The sequence below is a fragment of the Nostoc sp. UHCC 0870 genome (genome assembly GCF_022063185.1).
Taxonomy (GTDB): domain Bacteria; phylum Cyanobacteriota; class Cyanobacteriia; order Cyanobacteriales; family Nostocaceae; genus Trichormus.
This window is the reverse complement of sequence record NZ_CP091913.1, coordinates 1,281,957-1,296,449: the sequence shown is the minus strand read 5'-3', so window position 1 is coordinate 1,296,449 and position 14,493 is coordinate 1,281,957. Positions and strand designations below refer to the sequence as shown.

At 40.6% G+C, this 14,493-nt stretch carries 14 protein-coding genes and 1 pseudogene; 12 read left to right on the top strand and 3 right to left on the bottom strand.

The annotated features are described in order from the left end of the window. The first annotated feature begins 163 nt into the window (after positions 1-163). Both L6494_RS05785 and L6494_RS05780 read left to right on the top strand, forming a co-directional pair. Positions 164-1,813: a sensor histidine kinase gene (locus tag L6494_RS05785; RefSeq protein WP_237992246.1), complete on the top strand. Its 1,650-nt coding sequence runs from the start codon at positions 164-166 to the stop codon at positions 1,811-1,813. Between the two features lie 20 nt (positions 1,814-1,833). Then, positions 1,834-2,223, top strand: coding sequence for a response regulator (locus L6494_RS05780; protein ID WP_237992236.1), 390 nt, complete (start codon positions 1,834-1,836; stop codon positions 2,221-2,223). A gap of 182 nt (positions 2,224-2,405) precedes the next feature. Here the strand turns inward: L6494_RS05780 and L6494_RS05775 are convergent, their stop codons facing one another. Beyond that, entirely contained in the window at positions 2,406-2,840 is a 435-nt protein-coding gene (locus tag L6494_RS05775) for a ferritin-like domain-containing protein (protein WP_237992224.1), read from the bottom strand. 627 nt (positions 2,841-3,467) lie between these two features. On the opposite strand from L6494_RS05775, the gene L6494_RS05770 reads away from it, so the two are divergent. The 9 genes and pseudogenes from L6494_RS05770 (at position 3,468) to L6494_RS05730 (ending at position 10,546) form a co-directional block, all read left to right on the top strand. After that, positions 3,468-4,208: an energy-coupling factor ABC transporter permease gene (locus tag L6494_RS05770; protein WP_237995845.1), complete on the top strand. Its 741-nt coding sequence runs from the start codon at positions 3,468-3,470 to the stop codon at positions 4,206-4,208. After that, entirely contained in the window at positions 4,195-4,497 is a 303-nt protein-coding gene (locus L6494_RS05765; protein ID WP_237992221.1) for an energy-coupling factor ABC transporter substrate-binding protein, read from the top strand. The genes L6494_RS05770 and L6494_RS05765 overlap by 14 nt, the downstream gene beginning before the upstream one ends. Beyond that, positions 4,494-5,291 (top strand): cobalt ECF transporter T component CbiQ, encoded by a 798-nt coding sequence (cbiQ, locus tag L6494_RS05760; RefSeq protein ID WP_237992219.1) that lies wholly within the window; start codon positions 4,494-4,496, stop codon positions 5,289-5,291. The genes L6494_RS05765 and cbiQ overlap by 4 nt, the downstream gene beginning before the upstream one ends. A gap of 45 nt (positions 5,292-5,336) precedes the next feature. Continuing rightward, positions 5,337-6,158 (top strand): energy-coupling factor ABC transporter ATP-binding protein, encoded by an 822-nt coding sequence (locus tag L6494_RS05755; RefSeq protein ID WP_237992210.1) that lies wholly within the window; start codon positions 5,337-5,339, stop codon positions 6,156-6,158. A 316-nt stretch (positions 6,159-6,474) separates the two neighbouring features. Then, on the top strand, positions 6,475-7,395 hold the full coding sequence (locus L6494_RS05750) for an energy-coupling factor ABC transporter permease (RefSeq protein WP_237992208.1): 921 nt from the start codon (positions 6,475-6,477) through the stop codon (positions 7,393-7,395). A 94-nt stretch (positions 7,396-7,489) separates the two neighbouring features. Further along, the gene (locus L6494_RS05745) at positions 7,490-8,137 is read left to right on the top strand and encodes an energy-coupling factor transporter transmembrane component T family protein (RefSeq protein ID WP_237992206.1); all 648 of its coding nucleotides are present in this window, start codon (positions 7,490-7,492) and stop codon (positions 8,135-8,137) included. Between the two features lie 3 nt (positions 8,138-8,140). Continuing rightward, positions 8,141-8,929, top strand: a complete 789-nt coding sequence (locus L6494_RS05740; protein ID WP_237992204.1) for an energy-coupling factor ABC transporter ATP-binding protein — start codon at positions 8,141-8,143, stop codon at positions 8,927-8,929. A 9-nt stretch (positions 8,930-8,938) separates the two neighbouring features. Further along, positions 8,939-9,025 (top strand): annotated as a pseudogene (locus L6494_RS05735) (Uma2 family endonuclease); the annotation flags it as partial. Between the two features lie 684 nt (positions 9,026-9,709). Beyond that, positions 9,710-10,546 carry a Cof-type HAD-IIB family hydrolase gene (locus tag L6494_RS05730; protein WP_237992202.1) on the top strand — a complete coding sequence of 279 codons (837 nt, stop codon included), beginning with the start codon at positions 9,710-9,712 and terminating at the stop codon, positions 10,544-10,546. 199 nt (positions 10,547-10,745) lie between these two features. On the opposite strand, the gene L6494_RS05725 is transcribed toward L6494_RS05730, so the two are convergent. Further along, the gene (locus tag L6494_RS05725; RefSeq protein ID WP_237992200.1) at positions 10,746-11,630 is read right to left on the bottom strand and encodes a DALR anticodon-binding domain-containing protein; all 885 of its coding nucleotides are present in this window, start codon (positions 11,628-11,630) and stop codon (positions 10,746-10,748) included. A 291-nt stretch (positions 11,631-11,921) separates the two neighbouring features. Here L6494_RS05725 and L6494_RS05720 point away from each other — a divergent pair, with 291 nt between their 5' ends. Further along, on the top strand, positions 11,922-12,680 hold the full coding sequence (locus tag L6494_RS05720) for a Crp/Fnr family transcriptional regulator (RefSeq protein WP_237992198.1): 759 nt from the start codon (positions 11,922-11,924) through the stop codon (positions 12,678-12,680). A gap of 357 nt (positions 12,681-13,037) precedes the next feature. Here L6494_RS05720 and L6494_RS05715 read toward each other — a convergent pair whose 3' ends face one another. Then, positions 13,038-14,450 (bottom strand): ABC transporter substrate-binding protein, encoded by a 1,413-nt coding sequence (locus L6494_RS05715; RefSeq protein WP_237992196.1) that lies wholly within the window; start codon positions 14,448-14,450, stop codon positions 13,038-13,040. Between the last annotated feature and the right edge of the window lie 43 nt (positions 14,451-14,493).

The following is a 14,493-nucleotide window of genomic DNA, read 5'->3' as shown; positions in this document are numbered from 1 at the left end:
TCCATAAATTTTTGAACACCCATGTGATTTTTTTCATAGTACTGGGAAGACTAATACTAAGGCATTTGTATTTTTTCGGGCTACAAGTATTTTAGTTGATGCTGAAAACTATAAATACCGAGAAATAAATTAAAATTACTCCTTAGTCTTACCCGTAGTATGTATGCTCAATTACCTTCATCATCGTTTAAAGGGTCATTTTACTCAGATTCCAGTCAACCTTAAATCTAGATTTTCCACATGGTACATATTGTTGTTTGCAATTATAGTAGCGATCGCAACTGATGCTACTATTTATCAATTCAATGAGATGGCAGAAAACAGCAATAACAGCAGGCTGCTCTTAAGTCAGACCAAAGAGCAAGTCAGCAGACTATACTCTTTGGAATGGGAAGGCTTTTCCAAGGGTAAGATTGATGATCACTTAAAAGAAGAACTTGCTGAAAATCAACAAAGCACCGAAGCAATTATTAACGAACTGCGACGAATTGATCAGCATGATAATAATCATAATTTGAAAAATATTTTTGCTTTATATGCACGCTATAAAGCCGAAATTGACCATGTACTGGAGCTAGTTGCTCAAGGCAAAACTAAGGAAGCGATAGAAATTGATGCAGATGGCATTGATGAAATCTATGATGATTTCTATGCGGAAGTAGCAAATCTAGAAAAAGTTTATGTAGAGCAAAAAGAGCAGACCAGAAAACTTGCAGATATTGGTACTACTTTCGCTTTAATATTATCTGCTGTTATCATCGGCACTTTGTACCGTAATTTCAGCAAAAGCTTGTTGAACAAAAATCAAGAATTAGAAACGGCCTTTAAAGAACTCAAGCAAGCACAGAATCAATTGATTCAACAAGAAAAAATGGCAGCCTTGGGACAACTCATTGCTGGAGTGGCTCATGAAATCAATAATCCCCTCGGTATTATCAAAGCATCAGCTAGCAACACCGATCAAGCACTACAAGAAGCCCTGACTGAATTCCCCTCCTTAAATCAGCGTTTAAATTCTGAGGAGCAAGAAAGCTTTTTTCAACTCATCGCGCAAGCACTCAAGAACGAACCATCGGTTTCTTCTCAAGCAAGCCGTTCTGTGAAACGAAAAATTACTACTTATCTTCAGGAGCAAGGTATTAAAGATGCCAGATATATTGCTGATCTCTTGATGGATATGGGCTTTGGTGAAGATTTGGAGTTTTTGCTGCCTATCTTAAAGGGCGAGCATGGTGAATGGGCTGTGCAATTTGCTTATAACCTAACTTGCTGCTTTGTTAACAATCAGATGATTCTCAACGCTGTTGATCGATCTTCTAAAATTGTTTTTGCGCTGAAAAGCTATTCTCATTTCGATCAAAGTGGCAACAAGCAGTTCATGCAAGTGACTGAAGGGCTAGAGACTACGATCGCAATTTATAACAATCTACTCAAACGCAATATCAATTTAATCCGAGATTATCAGGATATTCCCGATGTTTGGGTATATCCCGACGAACTGATTCAAGTCTGGACAAACATTATTTACAATGCACTCCAAGCGATGGAATCAGAGGGGACATTGACTATTGCTACCCGTAAGCAGGAACAAGGTATTGAAGTAAGCATCACAGACACTGGCTCTGGCATTTCTCTAGAAGTACAGCAAAAAATCTTTGATGCCTTTTTTACCACCAAACCTGCTGGGGAAGGCAGTGGTTTGGGGTTACACATTTGTAAAAAGATTATTGATAAACATGAAGGACGTATAAAAGTAGAGAGTCAACCAGGGCATACTCAATTTAGTGTCTGGTTGCCCCTAGAGTCTGTTTGATAACGGAAGGAAATTTAACCATGTCTGATGCTGCTATTATTTGTGTAGATGATGAAGCTTCAATTTTAAAAGCTCTCAAGGAACAACTCAAAAGATTATTTGGTAATCAATATGTCTACGAGGTTGCTCAAAGTGCTGAGGAAGCCTGGATTGTCATTGATGAGTTAGAACAGGAAGAAATCAAAATTCTGATTATTGTCTCTGATTGGCTGATGCCAAACGTCAGAGGGGATGAGTTTTTAACTCAAGTCCACGAACGCTTCCCAGAAGTGATAACTGTGATGTTAACTGGGCAAGCTGACGAAGCAGCTATTGAGCGTGCCAAACAACAAGCTAATCTTTATGCTTGCATCCGTAAACCTTGGGCGGAAAAAGATTTACATGAAATTATTAATACAGCTTTGAATTAGACCACAAAGAGTTAGTAACTGAAATAGTATTAAGCTTATTAATGTTGAAGATTTATTTTTAGAGACGCGATTAATCGCATCTCTAAGATTGATATTTTCTGAGTTATTTAGTCCAAAGTCAACAGTCCACACTTCAAAGTCAAAAAAATGACCCTTCACTATTGACTAGTGACTCTTGACTATTAGCTGAAATCACGGAGCATTTTTCTTAGTTCGAGGTTATGCAGCTCTTCTTGCCCAATCATAGTACGGGCAAATTCTTCCAGATAAATACTAGCATTAGCCACAGTCTCAAGCAGAGTTTTATACATTTCCAATGCCTTTTTTTCGTGGTTTAAGCTTTCTTCCAAGATATTCTTGACAGAATGCTTGAAAGATTCTTCCATTGGAGTGATTCTCAAGGTGGGATGTCCATCTAATCCGGTGAGAATTTCTCCCGCTTGTTGAGCATGAAGTAAAGATTCGGCAGCCTGAGCCTTGAAGAAAGCGACAATGGGAATACGATTAGGGCCTGTCACCATCAGGGAATAGTGTGTGTAGCGCACTACTCCTGCGAGTTCAAATTCCATGATGGCGTTTAATAGTTCGATGGTCTTTTTTTGATCAAGCTCTTGCATTAGTCGTTAATCACAATTACGAAGGTAGTGTTATGAGTAAGGAGTTACAAGTATTAACAGCTTACTGTTAACTTTTAAAAATTGCCTCACTATTTCTCATTTTAAACTCCTTCGTTTGTGGCTTATAGTACTTCACAATACTATCTTTGTGCTTTGGTGCTGGATTAATCATTGAGAGTAAAATTTTAAACTTAGATTAGGCGGATACAAGCGCGAAAATATACAGACACTTATTAACGGATTAATATGCTTATGAATCTTTATAAGCAAAATTTCTTATTAATTATTCAATATAAATAAATATACTTATATTTTAGTGCTTATTATTACTAATAAACAAGCCTCATTTGAGTAGCTATTTGATCAAGTGACTATTTTGATAGTTCCAGTCAGCTAAACAAGAATATTCAGATATGGAAGCATCAAATACTCTTAGTAAGCTTTAATGCACTTATTTTGCTTGAATTGTCTTCAAGGAATGAGGAATTGTCTGGAATTTTTAATTTTTACTTGTGAATGGTTGGCTAAGGTATATGCTGGTTTAAACTATTTCCTTAAACTAAAATTTTTGAGGTATAAAGTGTGCTGAGAATGGTTCTCACATCGAAACGCGCCTCGCTCATCTTAATGAGTGCTTTGAGTTTTTATCTAGTGGTGAGTGCATCTAGACCAGCCTATGGGATGCACATTATGGAAGGTTACTTACCAGCAGAATGGGCAATTTTTTGGTGGTTGGTGGCTTTACCGTTTATGGTTTTAGGAGTGCGATCGCTAACTCGTATCACTCAAGCTAACCCAGAATTAAAATTACTCTTAGCTTTGGCAGGAGCTTTTACTTTTGTCTTATCAGCGTTAAAATTACCATCTGTGACTGGTAGTTGCTCTCACCCTACAGGTACAGGGTTGGGTGCTGTGTTATTTAGACCGTTGGCTATGTCGGTGCTAGGAACGCTGGTTTTATTGTTTCAAGCATTGCTGTTGGCTCATGGCGGTTTAACAACATTGGGAGCAAATGCTTTTTCAATGGCGATCGCTGGCCCTTTTGCGGCTTACTGGATTTATCATTTGACACTCAAGTTAACTGGTAAGCAAAAAATTTCCATCTTTTTAGCAGCCGCTTTAGCAAATTTACTCACTTACATTGTTACCTCTGTACAACTTGCGCTAGCTTTCCCTGCACCAGTAGGCGGATTTTTGGCTTCTTTCGCTAAATTTGCGGGAATTTTTGCTATTACCCAAGTCCCCTTAGCTATTAGTGAAGGATTGCTAACGGTATTGGTGTGGAACTGGTTACAATCCTACAGTCCTCAAGAATTAGAACTATTGAAATTAATTAAGTGTCAACCCCAACCCCATGAATCAATCTAAACAAGGAATCAGTAACTGGCTGTTATTGCTGGGAGTGATTGTTTTATCAGTTACCCCTTTAATATTTTTACGTGGAGCAGAATTTACAGGTGCAGATGGTCAAGCGCAAGAGGCGATTGGGGAAATCAAACCTGGATATCAACCTTGGTTTAAACCTTTATTTGAACCAGCTAGTAAGGAAATAGAAAGTTTATTATTTAGCTCACAAGCTGCTTTGGGTGCGGGGATTATCGGTTATGCAGTTGGTTTATATAAGGGACGTTCCCAGCAGCCAAGGAATAAGGAATGAGTCTGCAAATAGATACACTGGCTTACACGAATAAATTACGGCGATTAGCACCAGTACAGAAATTACTGTTGGCGATCGCCTTACTGATTATCTCAAATTTTGCTCATCCTCCAGTACAAATTTTAATTGCAGTTTGGATGAGCATCTGGACTATATTTTATGCAGGTATTCCCACCAAAATTTACCTGAGATTAGTTTATATCCCGATGCTTTTTTGGTTAACAAGTTTACCAGCTTTAGTAATTAATGGTGTTGATATTAACCAATTAAATTTAATTCACAATGATGCTATTAGTGGCTTTAATTTTGGTGCTTATCATTTGTATATTAGCCGTCATGGGGTTGAGCAAGGATTAAGTATTTTAACGCGAGCGATCGCTTCTATTTCTTGCATATATTTTGTGATGCTAACTATCCCCTTTACTGACTTATTACAAACTTTAAGGCGGGTAGGTCTACCTGTACTCATCACAGATTTATTATTATTAATGTATCGGTTTATTTTTGTCCTGTTAAATACAGCCTCAGAGTTATGGATAGCCCAACAATCTCGTAGTGGCTACCGCACATTTAGCCTGAGCATGAAAAGTTTATCGCTATTAATTGGACAATTATTTCAACGTACTCTAGAAAAATATCGCCAAGTTTCCCTCAGCCTAGAATCACGAGGGTTTAACGGAGAATTTCAAGTGTGGCATTCCTCAAAATATTATATATCTAAGCGGTACGCAATGGAAGCCATTCTGGGATGTTTAATCTTATTAGAATTAGAATGGAAAATCGCTTTTTTATAAAAAATTGGCAACCTGACAGCGAGCTTTGATAAAAATCATCAGATTATGCAGCAATCATTACTGGAATTCCAGCAGGTACACTATAGTTATCCTGGTACACAACAATCAGCATTGAATGGCATCACGCTGCGGATTCCATCGGGCAAAAAATGTGCCTTAATTGGTAAAAATGGTTGCGGTAAAACTACACTATTTTTATTGGCTAACGGTTTATATAAACCCCAAAAAGGTGTGATATCTTGGCAAGGTCAGCCTTTACAATATGACCGTCGTTCTCTGATGAGCTTGCGTCAAAAAATTGGGCTAATATTTCAGAATCCAGAACAACAATTAGTAGCCTCTACCGTTGAAGAAGATATTTCTTATGGTTTATGTAATTTAGGATTACCAAAAATTGAAATTCAACAAAGGGTAGAACAAGCTTTAATCGAATTTGAACTAACTGAATTAGCTGAAAGACCAGTACATCATTTAAGTTTAGGGCAAAAAAAACGCGTTTCCTTAGCCGATGTCATGGTATTAAAACCAGAATTACTATTACTAGATGAACCAACCGCATATCTAGACAGACCACAAACCCGTAATTTAATAGCTATCCTCAAAAAAATTCATACAGCCGGTACAACTATACTCATGGCAACCCATGATTTAGACTTTGTTTATAGCTGGGCAGATTGGATTTTTGTCATGGATGAAGGCAAATTAGTTTTAGAAGGAAAACCACAAGATTTATTTGCCCAACGCGATATTCTCGAACAGCTACAGTTAGGTTTACCACTCATATATGACATATTATTTGCTGACGGCATCATTCCAGAGGAGTTAGTCTTAGAGCAGTTTCGCCAAAAAATAATAAAAAGTTATTAACACATTTTTCTCTGTGTCTCAGTGTCTCTGTGGTAAATGAGTAACGAGTAATGAGTCATGAGTAATGAGTAATCAGTAGTAAAAATCTCTAACTAATAAACAATCATTATGCCAACGAAATCAATAAAAATTAATAACTTGCCAAACAACTACATTATTTGACGTGTATTTTATTGCTCATATTCCCTAAGTCACAGGATAAAATCCCCCAATAGGGCATTGAAAATAAGTGAAAAATATTGTTTTTTATTAATTTGATGCTTAAAATTGCATGATTTAAATTGTGCAAAATAATACATACAATACAGGGCATATTATGCACATACCTGATGGATTTGTTTCTGTACCAGTCGCAGGTGCTACTGGTTTAGCGAGTTTCGTAGCACTGTTTATTGCTTGTGAGCGATCGCAGCAGGCATTTGGTATCCGTCGCGCCCCTATACTGGGGTTAACCACGGCCTTTATTTTTGCGGCGCAAATGATCAATTTTCCGGTTGCGGGTGGTACAAGTGGTCACTTACTGGGAGGAACGTTAGCAGCGATTATTTTGGGTAGCCCTTGGGCGGGGATGCTCTGTATCGCCACAGTATTCATCATCCAAGCTGTATTGTTTGCCGATGGTGGGATCACCGCCTTGGGAGCTAATATTTTAAACGCGGCAGTAATTAACGTTTGGGTAGGATGGATATTAACCCAAACTTTACAAAGGCTATTTGGTGGTTCTAAAGGACGCTTACCTTTAGCGGCGGGAATTGCTGCTGGTGTCAGCGTCGTCGTAGCATCTATAGCTTGTGCTATCGAACTACTACTTTCTGGAACTGCATCTATAGCCGTTTTACCAGCGATGGCTGGTGTTCATGTCTTAATTGGTGTGGGTGAAGGGTTAATTACAGGCGGAGTGTTGACATATTTAGCCAAAGCACGCCCAGATTTACTACCAGGGGAACAGGAAGAAATGCGTGGCTGGTTAGTACCTGTAGTTAGCATTGTCTTAGCAGCTGGTTTACTCTCACTGGTAGCCTCAGCCTGGCCTGATGGCTTAGAAAAGGTAGCAGAAGACATGGGCTTTATTAACTTAGCCGAACAAGTACGGGTAGCTGTACCCACACCATTAGCAGACTATGGAATTGAAGGTTTGGATGTGATTGGTACAAGTATTGCTGGACTTTTGGGTGCGGCGGTTTCTTTTGCTGTGGCTTTTGGGATTGCTAAAGTAGTGAGACCGAAGAATGCTTAATTTAGGGGACAGGTGACAGGGGACAGGGGACAGGGGACAGGTGACAGGTAAAGAGTTAATCTGATACGTCTTAATTTGGAATTTTGAATTGACTATGGCGTTACCGTTACGCTTGCATCTATCTCTAGTGATTGTTGTCGGGACAGCTTTATTAAAGCATCATGCTTGGTATTGGCTGGCTGTATATGGTGCGATCGCTATTTTTTGGCTAGCATTTTTACGTCCACCAATTCGCCACATGGGAGGATTACTTGGCACAGAGTTAATTTTCTTATCCCTAGTTGTATTACCCTTGGGTTGGGAACGAGCCAGTTTTCTCTTAGTTCGTTCTCTTGTCTGTCTCATCGTCATGAATAGTTTTTTATTAACATTACCCCCTCATAGTTTCGGTATTGCCCTTAAGAGTTTACCTGTACCGATGGCTATGAAAGAAAATTTACTCCTGGCTGGGCAATATCTAGAAATATTACTTGCAGAAGTCAAACGGATGCAGCGCAGCGCACAACTCAGAGGTCTAAATGGCACATCTGGTTGGTTGCGTTACGCCAGTGTAGCTATGATTGGAAGTCTGTATCTTCGCAGTTTGGATCGAGCCGAACGAGTCTATGGTGCAATGGTGATTCGCGGTTACAACGGACAACTACCCATAGATTTCACATTTAGAATTAAAGAGCGTTTTATTCTGCTGATGGCTTGGGCGATCGCTCTTTGTTTTACCCTCAGTTCCTATACTAAATTGTGAATCTTGAAATCTTTAACTTTTAACCCCCACACTTCCACCCATAATCCCCACACTGGCATAGTTGAGGTGAAAAACTTGGTGTATGCCTATCCTCACCAAGAACCAGTCTTACAAGATATTTCTTTTACCTTGAATGCAGGCGATGGGCTACGCCCCACCAGAGGTGATCGCGTGGCGTTAATGGGTGCAACTGGTTCTGGGAAAAGTACCTTGTTAGAAAATCTGATTGGTTTGAAAGAGCCTAAATCTGGAAAAATTTTAATTAATGGTATTCCCCTAGAACCAAAAACATTACCCCAAGTCCGGCGATACATTGGCTTTGGCTTTCAAGATGCCAACGACCAATTATTTATGCCCACTATCTTAGAAGATATTACCTTTGGGCCACGCAACTACGGTGTACCAGCAGCCATAGCCCGCGATCGCGCCCGCCAATTATTAGCAGATTTTGGTCTAGCAGCCTACGCCAACCGTTCCGCCCACGAACTATCAGGGGGACAAAGACGACTAGCCGCCCTCGCCGCTATTTTGGCACTAGAACCAACAATTTTGATTTTAGATGAGCCAACCACTGGACTAGATCCCGCATGGCGGCGACACTTGGCACAAGTATTATTAAATTTACCAGTGCAAGTCATGTTAATTGCTTCCCATGAATTACATTGGTTAGGAAAAGTGACTGATAGAGCGTTGGTACTATCTGGTGGTCGCATCGTAATTGATAGTGAGATTCAACCACTTTTGCAAGACGGGGAAATTTTAGAACAGTTTGGTTTGCCAATAGATTGGTGATCTAAGGTCATGACAGTAACTACCTATAAATGGACAATTGAACGCTATCACCGAGCAATAGAAGCCGGGATTTTTGACGACCAACCTATAGAGTTATAAGGTGTAGGTTGAAAACCCCGGAGAGAGAGCAACGTAGTTGCAATTTTCGTGCTTTAGACCGGGGATGAAAACCACTCTGGCAGGGTTTACCCTGGCGTGATGCAATATGGTAAAATTGAGAACGTGGAGGGGTAATCAACCACATTAAAAACCCTACACTGCTTAACAGCAATCTGTACCTTGACAATTGAAGATATGGGTTCTATTCCATAGTTCTAGTTTCTTGCCCAGGAATAGGTAAAATCTTCATGGGAACTAGACGACACAGAATTAAAGCCTCGACTACGCTCGGCTTTAACCCTGAGCGCAGCCGAAGGGTTCAACTCAAAACAAATTCTTGGAGCAATCCAACTACGGTAGGGCATACCGAAAGTTAACGCTTGGGGAGAGAACCACCTCTGGGTTAGATACCGCAAGGGGTCTAATCTAAGTGGACTCGTAGAACCAAGAATCTCCGTGTCTTTAGACCGGAGAGTGTCAACTCCGCACGCTACTAGGTGAACGGGTAAAAATCCGCGATGCTAAACCCATCACCCTACCCTTATTTCTCTGTGTTCTCTGCGTCTCTGTGGTTCGTTATTCCGTAATTTGTGCGTAAGTCCTATGAATAGAAAAATCAAACTTTTAAGATGCTCCTAGAGTTTGATACCCTCTAACTGAGAGTTCAAACCTAGGGAATTTATGCAAACCGCACCAGCCCAAGAGATTAAATTACTAGTTGTAGATATAGACGGCACAATTTCGGGAGAATCGAACACAGTTAGTCAAGCTGTCAAACAAGCGATCGCAGCAGTCCAAGCCAAAGGTATTCCAGTAGCGATCGCCACCGGGAGAATGTATCGCTCGGCGTTACGCTTTCACCAAGACTTAAATTCTACTCTGCCACTCATGGCTTATCAGGGAGCGTGGATTCAAGATCCAGCTAGCCAAAAAATTCATCAACATTCACCAGTTGCTAGAGATATTGCCCAGCAACTACTAAACTATTTTGAACAGCCAACATTGCGATCGCTCCTCTCTGTCCACTTCTACATTAATGATCAGCTTTATGTGCGGGAAGTCACCCCAGAAACTCAAACCTATGCCGCACGTTCTGGCATTACTCCTATAGCTGTAGGAGATTTACGCCAAACTCTCTCCAATGAACCCACAAAGATTTTAGCCTTGTGTGATGATACATCTGTCATCCAAGATTTATTAGGGAATTTACGCCGCCAATACACCCCGGCTGAACTATACATGACAACCTCTGTTGCCACGTTCTTTGAAGCAACTAACGCTGTTGTCAATAAGGGTAATGCTGTCCGTTACCTAGCAGAAGAAATATTAGGCTTACAAAGTCACAACGTGATGACTATTGGCGATAACTTCAATGATTTAGAAATGCTGGAATATGCCGGAATTGGTGTAGCGATGGGGAATGCCCCAGATGGTGTGCAGGCGATCGCTGATTGGGTCGCTCCTAGTGTAGAGCTTGACGGAGCAGCAACCGCGATTGAAAAATTTTTACTTGGGTGAGGATGGTCGGTAAAGTTTAGATTAATCTAAAAACCCCTAAAATCAGAAAGAACACCGACGACTGGCCGTGTTTCGTCTCGGTGTTCTTGCTGGTTCGCTCCTCACACACCTGTCACTATAACTGAGGTCAATGAATCCGTCAATACCTAGTTGGAAAAGTTTTGATTCCCAAAGATGGGCATATCAATTCAAAATTCCTTTACAAATCAACTGGTGCGACAATCCGTAATTTGACTATCAGTAAAATCCTTAAAACAGATTGAGTAGCCATGACTAATCCCAATCTGGCTTGAGCGAGTTCTGGTGAGTTAGTTTTAACCTCGCCCCAAATGCGGCATTGACTCCAAAAAGCCTCAAAAGCTTGACTTAAATCCCATCCTACTTTTTCCCAGTTAACTTTGCCAGCATCCTCAGCACACTCTAATTCATCTACGGCTTTCACTAATTCCATAATTAAACGACTCTCGGCTGGGTGATGCAGGCGTAATTGGCGATCATCGCTATTGAGCCAAGGTAATGCTTCTGTTACTACTAAACTTCCTAAATGCCAGCTTTCGCTACTTGCTGATAGTGGTGCTTTCAATTTTATCAAGCCTTCACGATGAGCTAGTAATATCAACGAATAGCAACGTGCATGGGCATACTGAATGCTAAACAAGCGTGATGGATTGTAACTTTTTATTCTTTCACCTTTATCTGGAAGTTGTGACTTGATACCGATGAAATTTAAACTACTCTTTGATTCCCCAAGGGCGACACTTTGCAACCAAGCTGCTAGCAAACCATGTGTTAATTCTATGTGAATCGAACCAGGGGCAACTATTTGCAGCAGCAATGCTTTACCACAGTTATTTGAGATGTGAGAAGCGATCGCATTGGCTATCTCCCAAGGTACTGCATTATGAGATTTTCCTAGCTGCAACGCCACACCCGAAATATAAAAAACTCGATTATTATCTCTACCTTGATGTAGAGGTATTTTTCCATGTATTATGTATTCTCTATTGCCTTGATCAATATAAGACTTAATTGCAGCAAGCAAGTAGCTGTATATTAACTTTTTAATAGCTGTATTTTTACTCACTAGTAGAATCTAGGACACTGACATATTCAGCAAGGAATTTGTTTCGGAAATTACCTGGGTAACCGTCATCAGTCTTTAGATATAAAATTCTTCTAAATAAAGAAAAATGAGATTAGCATAAAATTTCATAAATATTAGATGAATAATATGTAAACTTTACTACCATCATTGTACAGTAAGAAGTATAACAAAATAGTAGGGCGCAAATTGCTCTCTACTTTTTGGATGGCTGACGCTGTTGGGCGTTAGGCCTACTTCAAAAAACACAAAGACACTCCTTGCACCTTTTCTATGTCGTCTTTGTCTTCAGCCGAACGCTCTTTGTTACCTATGCAATCTCCATCTTCTTTTTCTGAGGCATCACGCCCTTTTCTGACTTGGCAACGTATTCTTGACTGGGCCCAAGAACACTATCGCTGCCGCACCTTTAGCAAAGATGAGCGCATTCCAGCCCGTCCTGGATTGCTGTATTTGGTTCAAAGGGGTGCAATCCGCATGGTAGGAACTGCCCAAGTGAGTGCTACCGCGAGTCAATTAACTTCTCGACGCATCAACAGAACTCCAGAAGAAGCTTTCTTAGGTTTTGTTGGCGCAGGACAGCCATTTGAAATTGTGGCTCAGTCACCATTCACCCTGCAATCTTACGCTCACGTTGATCAAACAGCAGTGTTGTGGATGTACTGGCACGATCTAGACAACTGGCCTCACTTCCGTCGTGAAGTTATGGATGCTTTCAGATACCAGCACCAGCGTAAACTTCTATGGCTGAGTGCTTTGGGACAACGCCGTACAATTGACAGACTCCTCGGATTTCTCACTTTGTTAATTGAGGAATATGGAGAGCCTGCGATGAGCGATACCGATCCCGATGTAATTCGTGGCTATTGCCTACCTTTTCCCCTTACTCATGCCCAAATTGGTAGCGCGATTGGTTCAACCCGCGTAACTGTTACCCGCTTGATGGGTAAACTGCGTCAACGTGGCTTAATTCTTACCCAAGGGGATAATCTGATTTGCCTGCCAGCAGAGTCGATTAATAGAGCCGGCTAAGAAAGCCTGATTTATCGTCGTTAGGGCATCTACGGTTAGGAACTGCCGCGCTGTTTAGCAAATGTCGGTGAACTGTAACGATAAACTTTAGTGAAATAGTTCCTACCCCCGATCAGTTAGCAGTAAGTCGCCGCCAGCAACATTCACTTACTGCTGAGTCAAACCAATCTGTTTGACCACCACAAACAGATTGTGTCATCGGGCAATCTTGGTAAATGAGCCTCAAAATTGAGATATTTGAGGAATGAGTGGGGAGTAATTTAGACAGCTAAATTCACCCCATCGACCAAGGTGGATGGGAAATTGAATAACCCTATCCTTGGTAAGAAGCAATTAACGTCAACAACTATCAGCTAATTATTTCACTGGTTCAAAATCAAACCCAGTACCAGAACGAGAAGGAGAAGCGGGAACTATTTTTACCAGTTGGACTGAGGTATTGCGATCGCCTGAAGGGAAAAAGCGAATTACACCAGAAGCTCCATTTGCAGAAAAATTCCGGTTTGACAGAGCTTCTTGCACACCAGAACGTGTAGGATTGCGTTTTAGGGCAGCGATTAAAGCTACTGTAGCATCATAAGACAGAGCTGTACGCCAGCTAACATCCCCCCGCCATAATTCCCGCGATCGGCGAGGGAAACTAGATAGGGGATCGCCGTCAATATGCCAGGGAGCAGCCACTACCATGCCTTCAGATTGAGCATTGCCCTCTTCTAAAATTCTTTTAGAATAAAAGCTATCTCCTCCTAGAAGAATCCGTCTTCTATCGTTGATTTTAATTACTTGTAAAGCTTGGCTTAAAGTGGGAGTGTTAGCGGCTAACATTAACACTTCTGCTCCTTGCTCATTAGCCCGTTGTACGCTTTGAGCCGCATTAAAATTATTCTCAGAAATATCAAATTCTTCAATTACTTCTCCACCCTGTGAAATCAGAGGGTTGAAAAAATTATCTTTTAACGACTTGCTATAACTACTTTGAGAATTAAAGAAAACTACTGCTTTTGTTTTTTTCAAGCTATTTACCATGTAATCAGCTAAAGCTCTCCCAGCTATCAAATCACTGGGAACTGTGCGGAAAACATAGGGGCCAGATTTAGAAATTTCGACAGAAGTACTTGTGGGAGAAATGGCTACAAGTTTTCCATTATTATAGATACTGCCTGCGGCAATAGTAGTATCACTACCAAAATGTCCCACAACACCTAAAACTTGGGAATTCTTGACTAAGTTATTAGCAACTTCTTGCGCTACGTCTGGGTTGTTATCATCGTTTGCTATCCCTATTTTGAGAAATACACCTTCAATTTTCTCAGCCGCATTAATTTCATTTTGAGCTTGAGCAACACCTCTTAAAATTTCCAACCCAGGATTTGGCTCATCCGGCTTGGGGTTAGTAATTATGGGTGCAGAAACAACAATGGTGTAGCTTGGAGCAGAACCAATACGAGCGTTGTTTAAATAAATTAATGCCTCTGGATCGTTAGGCTTGCGTCTGAGAGATGATTCTAAATTATTGATAGCTTGACTATAATTGCGACTAGCGATCGCGTTTATCCCTGCTTGCTTTTCAGGAGTAATTTCACCTGTAATTAAAGTTTTTTCGCCAAAACTGATCCTATCTTCGATTGTTAGAATTTTGGGAGGTGTAGGAGTGGGAGGGTCAATCTCACGGCGTATATACTGAGTATAAAACCAACCACCTCCACCCATGATCGCAAGTGTGGTTAGCAGAGATACCGCTAAAACCGTAGTTTCATTCTTCTGTGACATGAACGAGTTTTAATTGGTTACATTAATTTTGATAATTTCACTT

Excerpts from the sequence above, each read along its gene's own strand:
- L6494_RS05785 (WP_237992246.1), top strand. The coding sequence starts at position 164 with ATGCTCAATTACCTTCATCATCGTTTAAAGGGTCATTTTACTCAGATT.
- L6494_RS05780 (WP_237992236.1), top strand. The coding sequence starts at position 1,834 with ATGTCTGATGCTGCTATTATTTGTGTAGATGATGAAGCTTCAATTTTA.
- L6494_RS05775 (WP_237992224.1), bottom strand. The coding sequence starts at position 2,840 with ATGCAAGAGCTTGATCAAAAAAAGACCATCGAACTATTAAACGCCATC.
- L6494_RS05770 (WP_237995845.1), top strand. The coding sequence starts at position 3,468 with ATGAGTGCTTTGAGTTTTTATCTAGTGGTGAGTGCATCTAGACCAGCC.
- L6494_RS05765 (WP_237992221.1), top strand. The coding sequence starts at position 4,195 with ATGAATCAATCTAAACAAGGAATCAGTAACTGGCTGTTATTGCTGGGA.
- cbiQ (WP_237992219.1), top strand. The coding sequence starts at position 4,494 with ATGAGTCTGCAAATAGATACACTGGCTTACACGAATAAATTACGGCGA.
- L6494_RS05755 (WP_237992210.1), top strand. The coding sequence starts at position 5,337 with ATGCAGCAATCATTACTGGAATTCCAGCAGGTACACTATAGTTATCCT.
- L6494_RS05750 (WP_237992208.1), top strand. The coding sequence starts at position 6,475 with ATGCACATACCTGATGGATTTGTTTCTGTACCAGTCGCAGGTGCTACT.
- L6494_RS05745 (WP_237992206.1), top strand. The coding sequence starts at position 7,490 with ATGGCGTTACCGTTACGCTTGCATCTATCTCTAGTGATTGTTGTCGGG.
- L6494_RS05730 (WP_237992202.1), top strand. The coding sequence starts at position 9,710 with ATGCAAACCGCACCAGCCCAAGAGATTAAATTACTAGTTGTAGATATA.
- L6494_RS05720 (WP_237992198.1), top strand. The coding sequence starts at position 11,922 with ATGTCGTCTTTGTCTTCAGCCGAACGCTCTTTGTTACCTATGCAATCT.
- L6494_RS05715 (WP_237992196.1), bottom strand. The coding sequence starts at position 14,450 with ATGTCACAGAAGAATGAAACTACGGTTTTAGCGGTATCTCTGCTAACC.